The organism is Saccharothrix longispora (assembly GCF_031455225.1).
GTDB classification, from domain to species: Bacteria; Actinomycetota; Actinomycetes; order Mycobacteriales; family Pseudonocardiaceae; genus Actinosynnema; species Actinosynnema longispora.
The window spans coordinates 2378110-2394315 of record NZ_JAVDSG010000001.1 but is presented as its reverse complement, the minus strand read 5'-3'; the positions used below and the strand labels follow the sequence as shown (position 1 = coordinate 2394315).

Annotated in this window: 13 protein-coding genes and 3 pseudogenes; 4 read left to right on the top strand and 12 right to left on the bottom strand. The window is 71.2% G+C overall.

Going from position 1 to position 16206, the window contains the following annotated elements; all coding sequences use genetic code 11:
• Positions 1-77 precede the first annotated feature (77 nt).
• The 8 genes and pseudogenes from J2S66_RS09570 to J2S66_RS09535 all read right to left on the bottom strand — a co-directional run bounded on the left by J2S66_RS09570 (position 78) and on the right by J2S66_RS09535 (position 7074).
• Positions 78-1855: pseudogene (locus J2S66_RS09570) on the bottom strand (thiamine pyrophosphate-requiring protein).
• Positions 1852-3063, bottom strand: a complete 1212-nt coding sequence (locus J2S66_RS09565) for a zinc-dependent alcohol dehydrogenase (protein WP_310306346.1) — start codon at positions 3061-3063, stop codon at positions 1852-1854. Before J2S66_RS09565 ends, J2S66_RS09570 begins: the two are co-directional and overlap by 4 nt.
• 102 nt (positions 3064-3165) lie before the next feature.
• Positions 3166-3735 carry a hemerythrin domain-containing protein gene (locus tag J2S66_RS09560; RefSeq protein WP_310306344.1) on the bottom strand — a complete coding sequence of 190 codons (570 nt, stop codon included), beginning with the start codon at positions 3733-3735 and terminating at the stop codon, positions 3166-3168.
• 90 nt (positions 3736-3825) lie between these two features.
• Complete coding sequence (locus tag J2S66_RS09555; RefSeq protein WP_374726072.1) at positions 3826-4242, bottom strand: four-helix bundle copper-binding protein; 417 nt, start codon at positions 4240-4242, stop codon at positions 3826-3828.
• A gap of 13 nt (positions 4243-4255) precedes the next feature.
• Entirely contained in the window at positions 4256-5323 is a 1068-nt protein-coding gene (locus J2S66_RS09550) for an L-dopachrome tautomerase-related protein (RefSeq protein ID WP_310306340.1), read from the bottom strand.
• Between the two features lie 11 nt (positions 5324-5334).
• On the bottom strand, positions 5335-5952 hold the full coding sequence (locus J2S66_RS09545; RefSeq protein ID WP_310306338.1) for a flavodoxin family protein: 618 nt from the start codon (positions 5950-5952) through the stop codon (positions 5335-5337).
• A 76-nt stretch (positions 5953-6028) separates the two neighbouring features.
• Positions 6029-6388 (bottom strand): hypothetical protein, encoded by a 360-nt coding sequence (locus J2S66_RS09540; protein WP_310306336.1) that lies wholly within the window; start codon positions 6386-6388, stop codon positions 6029-6031.
• Positions 6385-7074 (bottom strand): DsbA family oxidoreductase, encoded by a 690-nt coding sequence (locus J2S66_RS09535; RefSeq protein WP_310306334.1) that lies wholly within the window; start codon positions 7072-7074, stop codon positions 6385-6387. The genes J2S66_RS09540 and J2S66_RS09535 overlap by 4 nt, the downstream gene beginning before the upstream one ends.
• Positions 7075-7222: 148 nt before the next feature.
• Between J2S66_RS09535 and J2S66_RS09530 the strand changes: the two genes are divergently transcribed.
• Positions 7223-7399, top strand: coding sequence for a hypothetical protein (locus tag J2S66_RS09530; protein ID WP_310306332.1), 177 nt, complete (start codon positions 7223-7225; stop codon positions 7397-7399).
• A 41-nt stretch (positions 7400-7440) separates the two neighbouring features.
• On the opposite strand, the gene J2S66_RS09525 is transcribed toward J2S66_RS09530, so the two are convergent.
• Together J2S66_RS09525 and J2S66_RS09520 are read right to left on the bottom strand one after the other, a co-directional pair.
• On the bottom strand, positions 7441-7569 hold the full coding sequence (locus J2S66_RS09525; RefSeq protein WP_310306330.1) for a hypothetical protein: 129 nt from the start codon (positions 7567-7569) through the stop codon (positions 7441-7443).
• A gap of 496 nt (positions 7570-8065) precedes the next feature.
• A complete protein-coding gene (locus J2S66_RS09520; protein ID WP_310306328.1) occupies positions 8066-9214 on the bottom strand; it encodes a glutathione-independent formaldehyde dehydrogenase in 1149 nt (382 codons plus the stop codon).
• A gap of 233 nt (positions 9215-9447) precedes the next feature.
• Here J2S66_RS09520 and J2S66_RS09515 point away from each other — a divergent pair, with 233 nt between their 5' ends.
• Positions 9448-10674, top strand: a complete 1227-nt coding sequence (locus J2S66_RS09515) for a cation:proton antiporter (RefSeq protein WP_310306326.1) — start codon at positions 9448-9450, stop codon at positions 10672-10674.
• Between the two features lie 62 nt (positions 10675-10736).
• On the opposite strand, the gene J2S66_RS09510 is transcribed toward J2S66_RS09515, so the two are convergent.
• On the bottom strand, positions 10737-11042 hold the full coding sequence (locus tag J2S66_RS09510) for a DUF3040 domain-containing protein (RefSeq protein ID WP_310306324.1): 306 nt from the start codon (positions 11040-11042) through the stop codon (positions 10737-10739).
• Between the two features lie 247 nt (positions 11043-11289).
• Entirely contained in the window at positions 11290-11520 is a 231-nt protein-coding gene (locus J2S66_RS09505) for a hypothetical protein (RefSeq protein WP_310306322.1), read from the bottom strand.
• Positions 11521-11540: 20 nt separating this feature from the next.
• Between J2S66_RS09505 and J2S66_RS09500 the strand changes: the two are divergent.
• Positions 11541-12220: pseudogene (locus tag J2S66_RS09500) on the top strand (transposase); the annotation flags it as partial.
• Between the two features lie 2200 nt (positions 12221-14420).
• Positions 14421-15701: pseudogene (locus tag J2S66_RS09495) on the top strand (IS701 family transposase); the annotation flags it as partial.
• Positions 15702-16206 lie beyond the last annotated feature (505 nt).

Sequence of the window (16206 nt, the reverse complement as noted above, 5' to 3'; positions counted from 1 at the left end):
GGTGGGCGCCGTCCGGGGTCGCGGCGACCGGTGGGCGGTGGTGGGCCGGGTGCTCGCCCGGCCACCACCGCCGAGCACTACCGATGTCCTTCGTCGGCGCGTTGCCGCCGCAGGTGCTCACGTTCCGCGTCGCCGTCGGGCTCCTGGTCCAGCCCCTGGTGGATCTTGTCCACCTTCTCGTCGGGCAGGTGCGGTGCGAGCAGCGGCACGGCCGGGTCCACGACCGCCTCGACGACCACCGGACGGTCCGCGTGGAACGCCTCGTGCCACACCTTGCCCACCTGGTCGGGTGAGTCGACGCGGATGCCGCGCAGGCCCAGCAGCTCGGCATAGGCCGCGTAGGGGAACCCGGGGACGCGCTGCGAGGTCGGGAAGCGCGGGTCGCCCTCCATCTCGCGCTGTTCCCAGGTGACCTCGTTGAGGTCGCGGTTGTGCAGCACCAGCACCACGAACGTCGGGTCGGCCCACCCGCGCCAGCGGTCGGCGACGGTGATCAGCTCCAGCAGGCCGTTCATCTGCATCGCCCCGTCGCCGACCAGGGCGACGACCGGCCGGTCGGGGGCGTCCAGCTTCGCGGCCAGGCCGTAGGGCAGGGCGCAGCCCATCGACGCCAGGTAGCTGGAGGTGTGCGCGGGCGTGCCCACCGGCAGCGCGAGGTGGCGGGCGAACCAGTAGGTGGACGAGCCGACGTCCACCGCCACCCGCACGTCGGGCGGCAGGTGGCCGGACAGCTCGTGCACCACCAGCTCCGGGTTGAGCGGGTCGGCGGGGGCCTGGGCGCGTTCTCCGGCGATGCGCCGCCACCGGGCCACGCCGTCGAGCACCCGCTGCTGCCAGTCGCGGTCGGTCTTGCGCTCCAGCAGCGGCAGCAACGCGCGCAGCGTCTCGGTGGTGTCACCCACCAGTGGGACCTCCACCGGGTACTTGCTGCCGACCACGCGGGCCTCGATGTCGATCTGCACGGCACGTGCCTGACCGGGTTCGGGGTAGAACTCGGTCCACGGGTCGTTGCTGCCGACGATGAGCAGCGTGTCGCAACCGGACATCAGCTCGGCCGAGGCGGTGGTGCCCAGGTGGCCCATGACGCCGGTGTGCCACGGGGCGTCCTCGCCGAGCACGGTCTTGCCGACCAGGGACGCGGTGACGCCCGCGCCGAGCAGGTCGACCACCTGCGCCAACTCGCGCTCCGCCCCCGCCGCGCCCCGGCCGACCAGCAGCGCGACCTTCAGGCCGGCGTTGAGCACGTCGGCGGCGCGGCGCAGGTCGTCCTCGCGCGGCAGCACCCTCGGGCGGGCGGTGACCGCCGAGGACGGCACGACGCCGTGGGTGTGCGGCAGGTCCTCGACGGCGTCCGCGCGCTGCACGTCGTGCGGGACGATCAGACAGGTCGGCACGCGCTCGGAGATCGAGGTGCGCATCGCGTTGTCCAGCAGCACCGGCAACTGCTCGGGGGTGGCGACGGTCTGGAGGTACTGGCCGCACACGTCCTTGAACAGCGAGTGCAGGTCCACCTCCTGGAGGTAGCCGGTGCCCAGAGCGGTCGACACGACCTGGCCGACGACCGCCACCACCGGGCGGCGGTCCAGCTTCGCGTCGTAGAGTCCGTTGAGCAGGTGGATCGCGCCCGGCCCCTGCGTGGCCAGGCACACCCCACGCCGCCGGTGTACTTGGCGTGCCCGGTGGCCATGAACGCGGCCATCTCCTCGTGCCGCACCGGCACGAACTCCGGATCACCACCGGCCCGGTGCAGCGCGGCCAGGATCGGGTCGATCCCGTCCCCCGCGTACCCGAACACCCTGCGCACATCCCAGGTCCGCAGGCGCCGGACGAGCGCGTCCGCGACGGTGTCGCTCATGCGACGTCCAGCACGGTCTTGAGCCAGCCCTCGTCACGCCGGTCGAAGGTCTCGTAGGCCTCGACCGCGTTGACCGGCTGCTCGTGCTGCGTGATGAACGTGGTGGGGTCGACCACGCCGCTGACCACGAGGTCGAGCAGTTCGGGCAGGTAGCGGCGGTGGTTGCAGTTGCCCATCTTCACGGAGAGGTTCTTGTTCATCGCCTCCCCGATCGGGAAGCTGCTGAAGCCGGGCGGGTAGACGCCGATGACCCCGATGCTGCCCGCCTTGGCCACCGCCTGCACCGCCCACCGCAGGGCTTGGCTGGGCGAGTCGCCGGGCACCCACTGCTCTCCGCTGGGGTTGGCCTCGGGGGCGGCCTGCCGCCGCTCCTGCTCGAACTGCTCCGCCTGCTGCTCGGCCTGCTCGGCGGCGGGGCCGGTCTTGGGGCGCTGGGCGTCCACGCCCACGGCTTCGATGACGCGGTCCACGCCGATGCCGCCGGTCAGTTCCTTGACCAGGGCGACCGGGTCCTCGTGGTTGAAGTCGACGGTCTCGGCGTTCTGCTCCCGGGCCTTGTCCAGCCGGGAGGCGATGCCGTCGACGACGAACACCCGGCCGGCGCCCTGCCGCTTGGCCGAGGCGATGGCGAACTGCCCGACCACGCCCGCGCCCAGCACCAGCACGCTGTCGCCCTTGCCGACCTCGGCCAGCCGTGCGCCGAACCACGCGGTGGGGAAGATGTCGGACAGCAGGATCGCCTGGTCGTCGCTGACCGCGTCCGGGATGCGCACCAGGGTGGTCATCGCGAACGGCACCCGCGCGTACTCGGCTTGGAGGCCGTCCACCGGGCCGGTGGTCTCCGGTCCGCCGAAGAACGACGTGCCCGCGGTCGGCCCGTTCGGGTTGGCGGTGTCGCACTGCGCGTAGTACCCGGCCCGGCAGTACGAGCAGGTGCCGCACCCGATCGTGGAGGTCACCACCACCCGGTCACCGCGGGAGAACCCCCGCACCGCCGGACCGACCTCCTCCACCACGCCCACGGCCTCGTGCCCGAGGACGGTGCCCTCCACCATGCCGGGCATGGTGCCGCGCACCAGGTGCAGGTCGGTGCCGCAGATCGCGCTGCGCGTGATGCGCACGATCGCGTCGCTGGGCTCCAGGATCTTCGGGTCGGGCACCTCCTCCATGCGGATGTCCCCGGTCCCGTGCCACACCACTGCCTTCATGCCGTCTCCTCCGTCGTCGTCCACAGACGGCTTCCCGCGCGGTGGGTGGCGAAACGCCACCCACCGCGATCGGCGGGCCGGGGTGCGCTCACCCCGTGGTGCTCAGCGGTTGCGGCCGGACAGCGCGTCGCGCAGCCGGTCGATCAGGCCAGTGCCGGGGTTGAGCAGCAGGTTGGCCGGGGGCCTGTCCGGGGCCGCCGGGTGAGGTCGGGTCGGGGCGACCTTCTTGGCCGCGATCACCTTGCGCCCCAGCTCCTGGAGGTCCTCGGCCGAGCAGCGGGCGGCGAGCTGGGGCAGCAGGTCCTCCTCCTCGTCCTCGATGTGGTGGCGGATCTCCCGCATCAGCTCGCCCAGCAGCTCGTCGAAGCGCGGGTCGGTCGGCTCCAGGCCCTCCAGTTCCTTCATCACCCGCTCGGCCTCGGCGTGCTCGGCGATCTCGTGGTCGGCCACCTCGTCGCCGCCGGGCAGGACCTTCCGGGCGGCCGGGTACATGAACTGCTCCTCGGCCACCGAGTGCCGCACCAACTCGGCGATGACGTGGTCGGCCAGCGCGCGCCGGTGCTCCGGGGTGCCCTGCCCGGACTCCAACTCCCGGAACAGCCGCTCGACCTCGCGGTGATCGGCGGTGATCACGCGGACCAGGTCGGTGTCGTGCTCCCGCTCAACGGTCATGGACGATCTCCTCCGGACGTCGGTTCACCGCCGGCTACCCACGTCGGACGCGTTCAACCACGCGCGACCCGATCGAGTGGCACGGTCGCCTCAGCCGATGGCGGCCAGCAGGTCGCGGCAGGCGCGCTCGCAGTTCCTACATGCTTCGGCGCAGAGCCGGCAGTGCTCGTGCATCTCCGCGTGGGAGCCGCACTCGTCGCCGCAGGACTTGCACACCGTCGCGCACGCCTCCAGCACCGATCGGCTGATGTTCGCGTCGTAGCCGGTGTGCCTCGACAGCACCCGGGCGGTGGTGGAGCAGATGTCGGCGCAGTCGAGGTTGGTGCGCACGCACGTGGTCAGCTCCGCCACCACCTCCTCGCTCAGGCAGGCGTCCGCGCATGCCGTGCACGCCTGCGCGCAGGCGATCAACGCGTCGATCGCCGCCGCGAGCTCGGCTCGGTCGAGGTTGATCTCGGCGGGGTAGGTCTCCAGCATGGGCATCGTGGTGGTGGTCAAGCGGATCACTCCTCGTGGAGTTCTACCGGAGCCGGACGGGTCCGGCGTCGATGGGCACGCGGAACAGGTGATAGGGCTTGCGCCTGCGGTCCTGCCCGCCCTGGTACTTCGCCTGGCGGTGCAGCTGGTTGGCGGTGACGTAGAGGTGGCCGTCGGCGACCGACACCGTGTCCGGCCACAGCAGGCGCGCATCGTGGGCGACGGTCTCGAAGTCGCCGTCCGGGCGCCTGCGCAGCACGGCGTTGTGCTCGTAGTCGGTCAGGTAGAGCCGTCCGGCGTCGTCGGTCTCCAAGCCGTCGGAGCCGCCGCCCTTGTCGCCCTCGTCGACGACCTGCTCGCCCACCTCGTCGTCGGGCAGTGACCGGTCCAGCAGGGCATGGGTCGGCACGCTGTACCAGCGGCGCGAGGCCAGCGGGCAGTAGTGCAGGCGGCTGCCGTCGGCGCTGATGGCGATGCCGTCCGCGCCCATCGTGATCGGTGCCGGCTCGCCGTTCGCGGGGCGCTCCAGCAACGGCGCGCCCTCCACGACCGGACGGAAGTCCGCCAGGGGCACGGCCTTGGTCGACGGGTGGTCGTGCAGCCTGCGCCAGGACTCGCCGCTGTCCAGGTCCACCACGATGATCCCGTTCGGGCCCGAGTCGGCCGAGTCGGTGATGTAGGCGACCCCGGCCCCGTGCCGCAGGTCGAACCGCACGTCGTTGAGGTAGGTCGTCTCCAGCACCACGTCGGCGGGGAAGGTGATCACCTTCGTGACGGTGTCGGTGGTCAGGTCGACGCACACCAGCTTGGGCCCGCCGGGCTTGGTCGGCCGGAACAGCGGGCTGCCGGTGTCGAGCACCCACAGCCGGTCGGCCGGGTCGACCACGATGCTCTGCACCGACACGAACGCGCCCTCGTCGTCGTCACCCGACGGCGAGTTCCACGCCTGGTCGGGGAACGGCACCTCGGCCCCGTCGCGCAGCTCCACCACCGTCGCCGGCACTTCGTCACCCCACAGGGGGAAGTTCACGAACACCCGACCGGTGTGCGACACGCTCACCCCCGTGGGCATCGGGCCGGTGAACTCGTGCACCACTTCCAGCTCGCTCACGCGGGCTCCCCTCACTGGACCGGCGGGTACTGGGCCTGCTTGAGCAGCCGCGCCAGGTGCACGGCGTTGCTCGCCAGCTTCTTGTTGGTCGACGCCACCGCATCCGGGGTCCGGTCCAGGTCGAGGTAGTCCTTGGGGTTCATCGCCTCGTTGTTCCAGTACGTGCCCCCGCTGGCCGGGACGGTGAACCCGATGTCGTCGAGCGCCTGGAAGCAGTCGGCGATGATCTTGTGCGCGCCGTCCTCGTTGCCCACCACCGCCACCACCGCGACCTTGCCGTACATCGACGGGCGGCCTTCGTCGTCGGTTTCGGACAGTTCGGCGTCGAGCCGTTCCATCACCCGCTGGGCGACGCTGGACGGGTGCCCCACCCACGTCGGGGTTGCGAGCAGCAGGATGTCCGCGGCCAGGATGCGCTCGCGGATGGAGGGCCACTGGTCGCCCTCGCCCATGTCGGTCTCCACGCCGGGGCGCACGTCGAAGTCCACCACGCGGAGCAGGTCGCCCTCGACCCCGTGCGCGGCGAGTTCGTCCAGTACCTGCCGGGCGATCTTGTCGGTGCTCGACGGCGCGGGTGAGGGCTTGAGCGAGCAGGTCAGCGCGAGCGCGGTCAGCGTTGTGGGAGCCATGCCCAGGGCCTACCCGCTCATCGCCGGCTCAACCCGGCACGGTGGCGGTGAAGCGCGGTGGCACCACAGTGGCAGGTCAATCCTCGGTGGGCTCCTGTCGGCGCGGACGCCGCGGACCGCACGGAGGTGCCGCCGGGCCGGTCCCGTGGGCGGCCAACCGCTCCCGCAGCGCCGCCTCGTCGATGCCCAGCCACGAGGCGATCTCACCGAGGGCCACACCGGCCTGCCGGGCGGCCAGGCACGCCGTCATCGCCAGTTTGTCCAGAATCCCCGCGCAGTAGTCGATGTGGGCCAGCGTCGCGCGCGCCGCCTCGGGCACGGGAAGTCGGTCGTGGTCCTGCAGGGCCATCAGGTGCAGGGCGGCCTTGCGCGCACGGTCGTGGAACAGCTCCCGCACGCCCGGCGGAACGTGCTCGCCCCAACTGGGCGGGGTCATGCGGCGGTGTCGGCGGCACGGCGGACGAGGTCGGCGAACACCGACGGGTCGTCGTGCTCGACCACCGGGAACCCGGCGCCCTGCTCCCCCACCCAGCGCAGGCCGATGCCCGGGTTGTGCACGTCGTAGCCGTCGGCGAAGAACAGGTGCGGGCTGCCCTGCACCGCCTCCCGGTTGGCCCGGTAGTCGCGCATCATCGGCCCGCGCGCCCGCCCGTCGTCCAGCGCCTCACCCAGGGCGTCGGCGTCCACGTGCTCGCAGCCGCGGGCGATGTCGACGATCTCGTGCCGCAGCGACACGCACCGGCTGTCGCGGAACAACGCCAGCCGCAACGCCACGTCCAACTCCTCGGCCGCCCGCGGCGACTGCTCCTTGGCCGCGTGCACCGCCTCGTTCGCCGGCGCGGTGGTCACCGGCCAGTCCGCCGGGTCGCCCTGCCAGTTCTTCCACCCCAGGTCCGGCTCCAGCGCCCCCACCACCGGGATCTCCGAGTCCAGGAACTTCTTCGGGATCGGGAAGGCATTGACGTCCTCCAGCAGGAAGCACCGGTGGTCCAGGTGCACCCGATCAGCCAGTCCCAGCTCGTCCCGCGCCCGCAACAACCGCACGATCGTCACCGTCGACCACGCGCACGCGACGTCGGTGTAGATCACGATGGTCCCCGGTCGCACTTCCGGTCGCGGCACTTCCCCACCTTCCTCCCGATCGTTCGTGGTGAGTACCCGCAACGGCCGCCGACGAACGCGAACACCCGCATCGGACGAAGCCGCATCGAACCCGGCAGCCCGGGTAGCCGGGGCTTCGGACCAGCCACGGACTTCACGAAGGACGACAGTGGACGAAACGGACATCCTGGCCCTGCACAAGCGGGCCGAACTCCTGGGCATCATCAACCACGACCGCCTGGCACCGGGCGACCTGCGCGAGGCCGTCGAGAAACGCGAACACGGCGCCGACCCACGACAGACCCAACAGCTCATCCAGGGCGACGCCGTCGGCGACGAACCCTGACCCGACCCACCGGGTGTGCACGGCCGTCGCCAGGGGCAGTCTCAGGACAGGAGTCGGTGCGAGCGCAACCGACGTGCCGACAGCCACACCGCCGCCGCACCTCCGACGGCGGACAGCGCCGAGCGCGCGGTGACCAGCCGGAGCAGGTTCTCCTGCTTCCCAGGGTCCACTTCCTCCGGCTGTTCCACCCGCCCTGACGTCATCCCGTTCCCGTTCGCCACGCCGACCTCCCGTCACGTTGCCGGAGGGCTACCCACTGATCACCGCTCGAACCGGACATCTCGGACGCCGCCCCCGTCCTGCCGCGACGAAGCAGACGAGGGCAACGACCCGCCCGATGGACCCGTCACCACAGGTGCGATCCGTTCCTCTCGTGTGCCCGCACGTCACGGCCTCGAGCCGGTCGGTCCCAGGCAGTGTGGTGGCCTGGAGCACCGCCCGGTCGACGCTGCCGCGCGCAGGCGGGTCACCCCGTGGTCGGGGTCGGCCACCACGCGGTTGGACGCCGCGCGGTCGGGTAGCGCCCGACGACCACCGCGTCCCAGCTCCGCCCGTCCGCCGGGACCGGCGGTGCCGTAGCGGGGCGGGAACGTCCCGGTCAGGTGCGACACCTGCTCCCGGGACGCATCATCCAACGCGAGGGCGCCTCACCCCGGGCGGCACGGCTCAGGCGGCTCGTCCGGGGTGCAGCAGCACCTTGGTCCAGCCGTCCTCGCGGCGGTCGAACCGCTCGTAGCCCTCCGGTGCCTGCTCCAGCCCCAGTTCGTGGGACACCAGGAACGACGGGGTGGCCCGCCCGGCGATGATCAGGTCGCGCAGTTGGCGGTTGTACCGCTTGACCGGGCACTGGCCGGTGCCCATGTGCTGCCCCTTGGTGAAGAACGTGCCGTAGTCGAACCCGATGCGCCCCTGCTTGGCCTGCTCGGTGGCCGCCTCGGGGTCCTGGGGCACGTAGACACCCACCACGCCGATGCCGCCGGTCGCGCGCACCACCTTCACCAGGTTGTCCAGGACCAGCTCGGGGTGCTCCTGCCCCGACGGGTCGTGCGCCTGGTAACCCACGGCCTCCACCCCGCAGTCCGTGCCCGCCCCGCCGGTCAGCTCCGCGATCTGCTCGACCGGGTCGCCCGCACCGAAGTCGACCGGGGTCGCGCCGATCCGCTCGGCCAGCGCCAACCGGTCGGGTTCCTTGTCCACCACGAACACCCGCGAGGCGCCGCGCAGCACCGCGCTGTGCGCCGCCATCAGCCCGACCGGGCCGGCGCCGAACACCGCGACGCTGTCACCGGGCTGCATCCCGGCCAGCACGGTGCCGTGCCAGCCGGTGGGAAAGATGTCCGACAGCATGGTGAAGTCGTTCTCGTGCTCGCCGCCGGGCGGCAACTCCAGCAGGTTGAAGTCGGCGTGCGGGACGCGCAGGTACTCGGCTTGGCCACCGTCGTAGGGGCCCATGTTGGCGTAGCCGTACGCCGCGCCGTCCACGCCCTCGGTGGGGTTGGTGCGCAGGCAGAACGACGTCCAGCCCTGCTCGCAGTTGCGGCACGTGCCGCAGGCGATGTTGAACGGTACCGACACCCGGTCGCCGACCTTGACCCGGCGGACCGCCGGGCCGACCTCCTCCACGATCCCCATGTTCTCGTGGCCCAGTACCTTGCCGCTCTCCACCGCGGAGCGGCCCTCGTACATGTGCAGGTCCGAGCCGCAGATGTTGGTGGTGGTGATGCGCACGACCGCGTCGGCGGGCTCCTCGATCCGCGGGTCGGGCACCTCCTGCACCACGACCTCGCGCGGTCCCTTGTACACAACGGCCTTCATGGCGCTCCTCCCGGTTGCACGACGCGATCGCGGCGAGGTGGCGTCGCCTGCCCGTCCCGCGCTCGCGCGTCCTGGTCGGGTGCCCTCGAACGGCCGGCCGAAACGGGCTGCCGCGCGCCGTCGAGCGGTCGCGTGGTGGGTTGGGCGTGCCGAGTACGGGTACGGCCAGTGCGCGTGCCCTCGCCCCGGCGGAAGCCGTCCGCCGGCGCCCGTCCCGAGAAGGGGAACCCGTCGTGACCCTGGTGTTGGCCTTCGGCGTGGTGATGCTGGTCAGCGTGGCGCTGTCAGGGCTGGCGGCGCGCACGGTGCTGTCGACCGCGCTGATGGTGCTCCTCGCCGGCGCGCTGCTGGGTGGGGGCGGGTTCGGGCTGGTCGAGATCCCCTCCGACAGCGGTGTCGTCTCGGCGCTGGCCGACCTGGCGCTGTTCACGGTGCTGTTCACCGACGGCCAGCGGGCCGGGCTGCCCGCGCTGCGCCAGGAGTGGCGCAGCTCGGGCAAGGCGCTGGGCATCGGCATGCCGCTGGCCATGGCCGGCATCGCCCTGCCCGCCCACTACCTCGCAGGCCTCGACTGGGCCACCGCGTTCCTGCTCGGCGCGATCCTGTCCCCCACCGACCCGGTGTTCGCCTCCGCGATCGTGGGGCGTGCCGACGTGCCGCTGCGGCTGCGGCGCCTGCTCAACGTCGAGTCCGGGCTCAACGACGGCCTGGCACTGCCGTTCGTGCTGCTCTTCCTGGCCGCCGCCTCGCACGAGACCGCGCACCCCGGCGAGATCGCCCTCGAACTCGTCCTCGGCCTGCTCCTCGGCGTCGCGGTGCCGGCACTGGTCGCGCTCGCGCTGCGCCTGCCCTTCCTCGGTGCGGAGCCGCGGTTGCAGGCGCTGGGGCCGCTGTCGGTGGGCATCGTGGTCTACGCCGCGGCCGACCTGACCCACGCCAACCCCTACCTCGCCGCCTTCGCCGCCGGCTCCACCATCGCCACCCTCACCCCCACCGCCGCCGAGCGCTTCGAGCACTTCGGCGACCTGCTGTCGGAGACCACCAAGTTCGCCGCCCTGCTCGTCTTCGGCGCCCTGATCACCCCCGAACGCCTCTCCCACCTCAGCCCCGGCGACTGGCTGGTTCCCGTCATCGCCATCCTGCTCGTCCGCCCCTTGTCCATCGCCGTCTCCCTGCTGCGCAGCAGGCTGACCGGGCGGGAACGCGCCGCAGCGGCCTGGTTCGGGCCCAAGGGCTTCGCCTCGGTCGTCTACGGCCTGCTCGTCCTGCAATCCGGCCTGCCCGACGCCGCACACGTCTTCGACCTGGTCGCCGTCACCATCGCCCTGTCCATCGTCCTGCACTCCTCCACCGACGTCCCCGTGGCCAAGGCCCTTCGCATCGAACCGCCCGACAACCTGCCCACCGGCGGGCCGGACGGAACGGACCGGAGGGACAGCGGGAGCGACCCGGCCGGGTGAAGCGCGCGCGGGTAGCGACGCGCCCTCCGCGCCCACGCCCGTGCACTCGCGGGACCCAGCGGTCACACCAGTGGTTCGTCGCTCCTGCTGGCGTCGTCCGCGTTACCGCGCCGGCGCCTGATCGCGCGCATCGACAGCGCGGTGGCGAACGCGGCCAGCCCGGCGAGGAAGAGGGTGGCCGTGGCCGTGACCAGTCCCAGCAGGACCAGCAACACCCCGAGGGCGGTGACGGTGAACAGGACCGGCCTCGTCGCATGGAGGCCCGGCGAGCGGGTGCCGTCGCGGAGCCTGGCCGCGAGGCGGGGATCGGTGGCGGCGAACCACCGTTCGATGTCGGCAAGTGCCCGTTGTTCCCGAGGACTGAGCATGTCCCGCTCCAGATGTCCGGTGTTCCGACGTCACCCACCTGTCGAGCTACCCGACGCCTTCCGCCGCAAACGACGCCGGCAGGCGACGGACCCCCGTCCTCCCGTCTGCGGGACTGCCCGCCGCACCGCGAACCACCCGCGTCGGCTCGCCGGCGAGCCGACGCGGCCGGCGGCGCATCCGACCCGTGTGCAGCGTGCTGGTGCCCGCGGTCCCGTCGACGGGACCGCGGGCACCAGCAAGCTGTGATCAGCCGCCCAGGCGTCGGGCGAGCAGTTCCTTGCCCTGCTCGGCGCCCTTGCGGCTCTCGCCCTGCGCCCGGCGGAAGAAGTCCGCCAGCTCGCCGTCGCCTGCGCGCTCGGCGTCGGCGATGTAGCCCTCCAGGCGCAGCGCGTTGCTCAGGCACGCCTCCACGAGCCAGATGATGTTGTAGTCCTTGTCCTGCGTACCCGTCACCTGACCGGTCTCGCTGCTGGACATCCGCTCCTCCTCGTGGCCGCTCTCGCAGCGCCTTGGTGCTGCTGACAGGCTTCCAGACCCCCGACGCGATCCGCGCCGCCGGCGAAGCCGGTGTCGCGGAGTTCCTGCGCGAGCACGGCGCCTGGCCCAAGGGAATTCCCGGCATGGCCGCCGCCGCGGCGACCCACACCGTCCGCCTGCCCGGCGAGGTCACCACCGCCACCCTCATCGCCCGCCAGGCCACTCATCTGCTGGACCTGGACCGGCGGATCAAGGACACCGACAAGCTGATCATCAACCGGTTCCGGCAACACCCGCACGCGGAGATCATCGAGTCCCTGCCCGGCCTCGGCCCGATCCTCGGCGCGGAGTTCGTCGTCGCCACCGGTGGCCACCTGGCCGGGTTTCCCAACGCCGGACGCCTGGCCTCCTACGCCGGGCTCGTCCCGGTCGCCCAGGACTCCGGCCGCGTCACCGGAAACCTTCGACGCCCCAAGCGTTACAACCGTGGGCTCCGCCGCGTGTTCTACATGGCCGCCCTGTCCAGCCTCAAACTCCAGGGGCCCTCACGGGTCTTTACGACCGCAAGCGCAACGAACGGCTCAACCACACCCAAGCCCTGCTCGCACTCGCCCACCGCCTGGTCGACGTACTCTGGGCACTCCTACGGGACGGACGAACCTTCACACCCATCCAGCCTTCGACCACCACCGCCGCTTGATATGGTCATTCAGATTCTTCCCCGCGCAAGCGGGGGTGATCCTCCCCCGGCAACATGTTCGACCCTGTGGCATGAGTCATCCCTGCGTGAGCGGGGTGGTCCCAGGTCGGCGTGCTGCTCGGCGACACGGATGTTGTCTTTCCTGCGAAGGCAGGGGTGGTCCGAACGGCAAGGTGGTCAAGCAGGAGACCGGACCATTTCCCCGCGTGAGCGGGGGTGGTCCGCGGAGCAGCCACCGGGTGCCGTCGGGGTTGGAGTCTTCCCCGCGCGAGCGGGGGTGGTCCATCGGGCTGGTCGTGTGTGCGGCCGGGCTCGTCCGTCTTCCCCGCGCGAGCGGGGGTGGTCCGGTCGCGACGGACATCACGACGTAGCCGCGGTCGTCTTCCCCGCGCGAGCGGGGGTGCTCCGCTGGTCTCGGGGTAGTTGCGGGAGCCGACGCCGTCTTCCCGGCGTACCCGCCTCGTAGACTGTCACTCACCGTGGGCTCTTGTCACCGAATGTGGGAGCGGGGAGGGGCGGCTGCTGGTCAGGGTGCGGAACGACACCGGCTTATCGGGGGCCGAGCGCAGGCTGGCGCAGTGGCTGGGTTCATGGGTGGACCGCTACGCCCTACCCGGGGTGGCGATGGTCAACTGCATGTGCCCGGCCCGAACGGCGTGGCGCGGCAGGTTGATGCGGTCATCTGGTCGCCGTACGGCTGCGTGGTCGTCGAGGTCAAAGGCTTTATCCGCCGCTAGGACGGCGTGCTGCGCATCCCGCTCAACGGGGACTGGACCGTCGACGGCACCCCGGCCGCACTGCACACTCCCGGTGACGCCAACGCCGTCGAGCAACTGCGCACCAACCTCTACTCGGTCAAGAACGGCCTCCAGGCTGCCGGGGTCGATCCCGGCTTCGTCTCCGGACTGGTCCTGGTCCTGCCCGCCCGCGGTGCGCAGGTCAGCCTGGACCGGGCGATGCTGCCCACCGGGGTCGATGTCGTGCTGGCCGCCGGGGGGAGGGTCCGCTGCGCCGCTACTTCCACCAGCTGGCCAAGTGCCGCAAGATCTGGGCCGCCGACGACGTCGCGGCCGCCTTCACCGCCCTGGACTTGGCCGATTCCTGCCGGCACGGGCCGATCTGCTCGCCCACGGCATCCCCGACCTGATTACCCACGATCCACAACCTCGCGCGGCGCCTGCCAAACCCACACCGACCGTCCGACCCGCCACCAGGTCCACCACGACACCGCCGACCGGCAAGGGCACGTCTACTGCGTCTCGGACGTCCCCTCCCGGAGCGCCCCACCACGGGGTGAGCCGCCACGGGTTGCTCCACAGCACGCCCGGCACCCCGCTGTGCAGCGTTCTCGCACCGGTCCGCGGCGTCCGTCGCCGCGCCGTGTTCCCGACGCACCGGTGCCGTTGGGAAGGCAGCGGTCCGGTGTGCTGCGCTCGGTTCTGATCACGCTGGTGGCCGTGGCTGGTCTGGCGCTGGTGGTGTGGCTGCTGTTCACGGTGCGCGCCACATTCCACTCGGCGCTCTGAATCCAGACGCGTGTTCGGCGACGGTGCCCCGACGTCGACGTTGAATCGCTTTCCGACCCGGTGGGGCGGTTGGGGACGTGGTGAAGCTCCGGGTGGATGACTTCCCGGCCAGGATCGAATCATCGCCGGGAGCTTCGCGTGCTTGTCCCTCGTCCGCGATCGGCCTGTCCAGTTCGCACCTCCAGTTCCTCGTCCGGGAACTGACCTCGCACCGCCGTCGGATCGGCAGTAAGGGGTGGGAACTCGACCCTGGGCGCCGAGCACTGCCGGTCCTGGCCCATCTGCGCTGCGGGGGGCACCTGCTCCGGATCGCCGCCGGGTTCGGCATCGGCCTGGTGCTACCGCCTGCCGCTACATTCACGAAGCGGTCGAACTCCTGGCCGCCCTCGCACCGGATCTGACCGACGCGGCGCTGATCTTCATGCGCAACGCTCACGTCGTCCTCGACAGCGCCCTGCTCCGGATCGATCGGATCGCCACTGACCGTCCGCACTGTTCGGACAACGCAAGCGCCATGGCATGGACGTCCACGTCCTCGCCGACACCGCAGGGCGACTGCCGTGGACCTCTCCCGCACTGCTCGGCTCGACCCACGACCTCACCGCGGCCCGCGCCTACTAGGACTTCGTTAGGTCGAGTGTTGGGGTGTGTCGGTGGTGTGATCTTCTGTGGCGGTGAGGCCGGAGGAGATGGCGCTGGTGCGCCCGGTGATCGAGGACTTCGCCGCGGACATGTTCGGTGGGTTCGCCCGTCGTGACCAGCGGGGCAAGGGCGAGCTGTACCTGCGTGGGTTGTTGTTGGACGGCAAGCGCAAGTCGATGCAGCCGATGGGCGAGCGTCTCGGGGTGGATCACCAGCGGTTGCAGCAGTTCGTCACCACTTCGACGTGGGATCACGTCGAAGTGCGGCGGCGGTTGACGGTGTGGGCTCGGGACTTCGTCGATCCGGACGCGTGCGCGGTGGACGACACCGCGTTTCCCAAGGACGGGGTGTCCTCGCCGGGGGTGGCGCGGATGTACTGCGGGGCGTTGGGCAAGCGCGCGAACTGTCAGGTCGGGGTGAGCGTGCACGCGGTGACGGACTGGGCGTCGGCGGCGCTGGACTGGCGGTTGTTCCTGCCCGAGTCCTGGGACGACCGCAAGGCCACCGACCCGGATACGGCGGCCGAAACCCGGCGCAGGCGGGAGCGGTGTGCGATCCCCGAGGACCAGCGGCATCGGGAGAAGTGGCGTCTGGCCCTGGACATGATCGACGAACTCGCCGGGTGGGGTCTGCCCGCGCGGCCCGTGGTCGCCGACGCAGGCTACGGCGACGCCTCCGGCTTCCGCCAGGGACTCACCGACCGCGGACTGACCTACGCGGTGGCGGTCAACCCGATCGCCACCGCCCACCCCGCCGCGGCGGTGCCGGTCACACCCGCCTACGGAGGCGTCGGCCGCCGACCCGAACCCCGCTACCCCGACCCGCCCGTCGACCTGAAGACCCTGGTCATGGCCACGGGCCGGTCGGCGGGGAAGTTCGTGGTCTGGCGTCACGGCTCCCACAAGAGCCCGGCCAACCCCACCGGACGGATGCGGTCGCGGTTCCTGGCGTTGCGGGTCCGTCCGGCCAACCGCCACATCCCGCGCAACCCGGATGGCAGCCTTCCGGAGTGCTGGCTGCTCGCGGAATGGCCCACCGGCGCCGCCGAGCCCACCGACTACTGGTTGTCCACCCTCCCGCCCGACATCCGGCTGCGCGACCTGGTCAGGATCGCCAAGATCCGGTGGCGCATCGAGCACGACTACCGCGAACTCAAAGACGGCCTGGGCCTGGACCACTTCGAGGGCCGCTCCTGGCTCGGATGGCACCGCCACGTCACTCTCGCCTCCGTCGCCCAGGCGATCTGCACCAAGCTCCGCCGCACCCCAAAGCCCCTGCGCAGGGCTGACGCTCTACGCCGTCCTGCGCCACCTCCAACACTTACTCGCGGTCTGGACCGGCCACTGCCACACCTGCCGACAACCCGTCCAGACCCGAACACCACCAACAAAAGCGCAGCTCAACAGCACCTAACGAAGTCCTACTACAGCATCACCGACACTGACATTCGCGTCGGGGCGGACAAGACCTACAAGACGTCAGCGATCCGGTCCGCGCCCCTCACCGCGACAAGTGACGCAATCTTCGCCTGACCGGCAGGCGATCAACCGCTCCCATGCCCGCATACGCCGGATGAGGCCGAAAGGGCCGAGTGTCTCCTCCATGGCATTACTGTGCGAATTTGGTGCGCGGACCACACAGCCCCGCAAAAGTGCGGATACGCACCCCCGGTGATGCGCAGTCGACCAGCGACACTGGCGCTGCTGGACAGGACGGCGGCACCCGTTAGGCTGATCGGCATTGATCGAAAGCCGCAGGTTCTGATTTACTGAAAGATCCATGCAGTCGACTCGTCGGGGGGCGACGATGAGCACTCAA

Coding starts and splice junctions, on each gene's coding strand:
- J2S66_RS09505 (WP_310306322.1), bottom strand. CDS start 11,520: ATGTCCAGCAGCGAGACCGGTCAGGTGACGGGTACGCAGGACAAGGAC.
- J2S66_RS09560 (WP_310306344.1), bottom strand. CDS start 3,735: ATGACCGTTGAGCGGGAGCACGACACCGACCTGGTCCGCGTGATCACC.
- J2S66_RS09565 (WP_310306346.1), bottom strand. CDS start 3,063: ATGAAGGCAGTGGTGTGGCACGGGACCGGGGACATCCGCATGGAGGAG.
- J2S66_RS09540 (WP_310306336.1), bottom strand. CDS start 6,388: ATGACCCCGCCCAGTTGGGGCGAGCACGTTCCGCCGGGCGTGCGGGAG.
- J2S66_RS09510 (WP_310306324.1), bottom strand. CDS start 11,042: ATGCTCAGTCCTCGGGAACAACGGGCACTTGCCGACATCGAACGGTGG.
- J2S66_RS09545 (WP_310306338.1), bottom strand. CDS start 5,952: ATGGCTCCCACAACGCTGACCGCGCTCGCGCTGACCTGCTCGCTCAAG.
- J2S66_RS09520 (WP_310306328.1), bottom strand. CDS start 9,214: ATGAAGGCCGTTGTGTACAAGGGACCGCGCGAGGTCGTGGTGCAGGAG.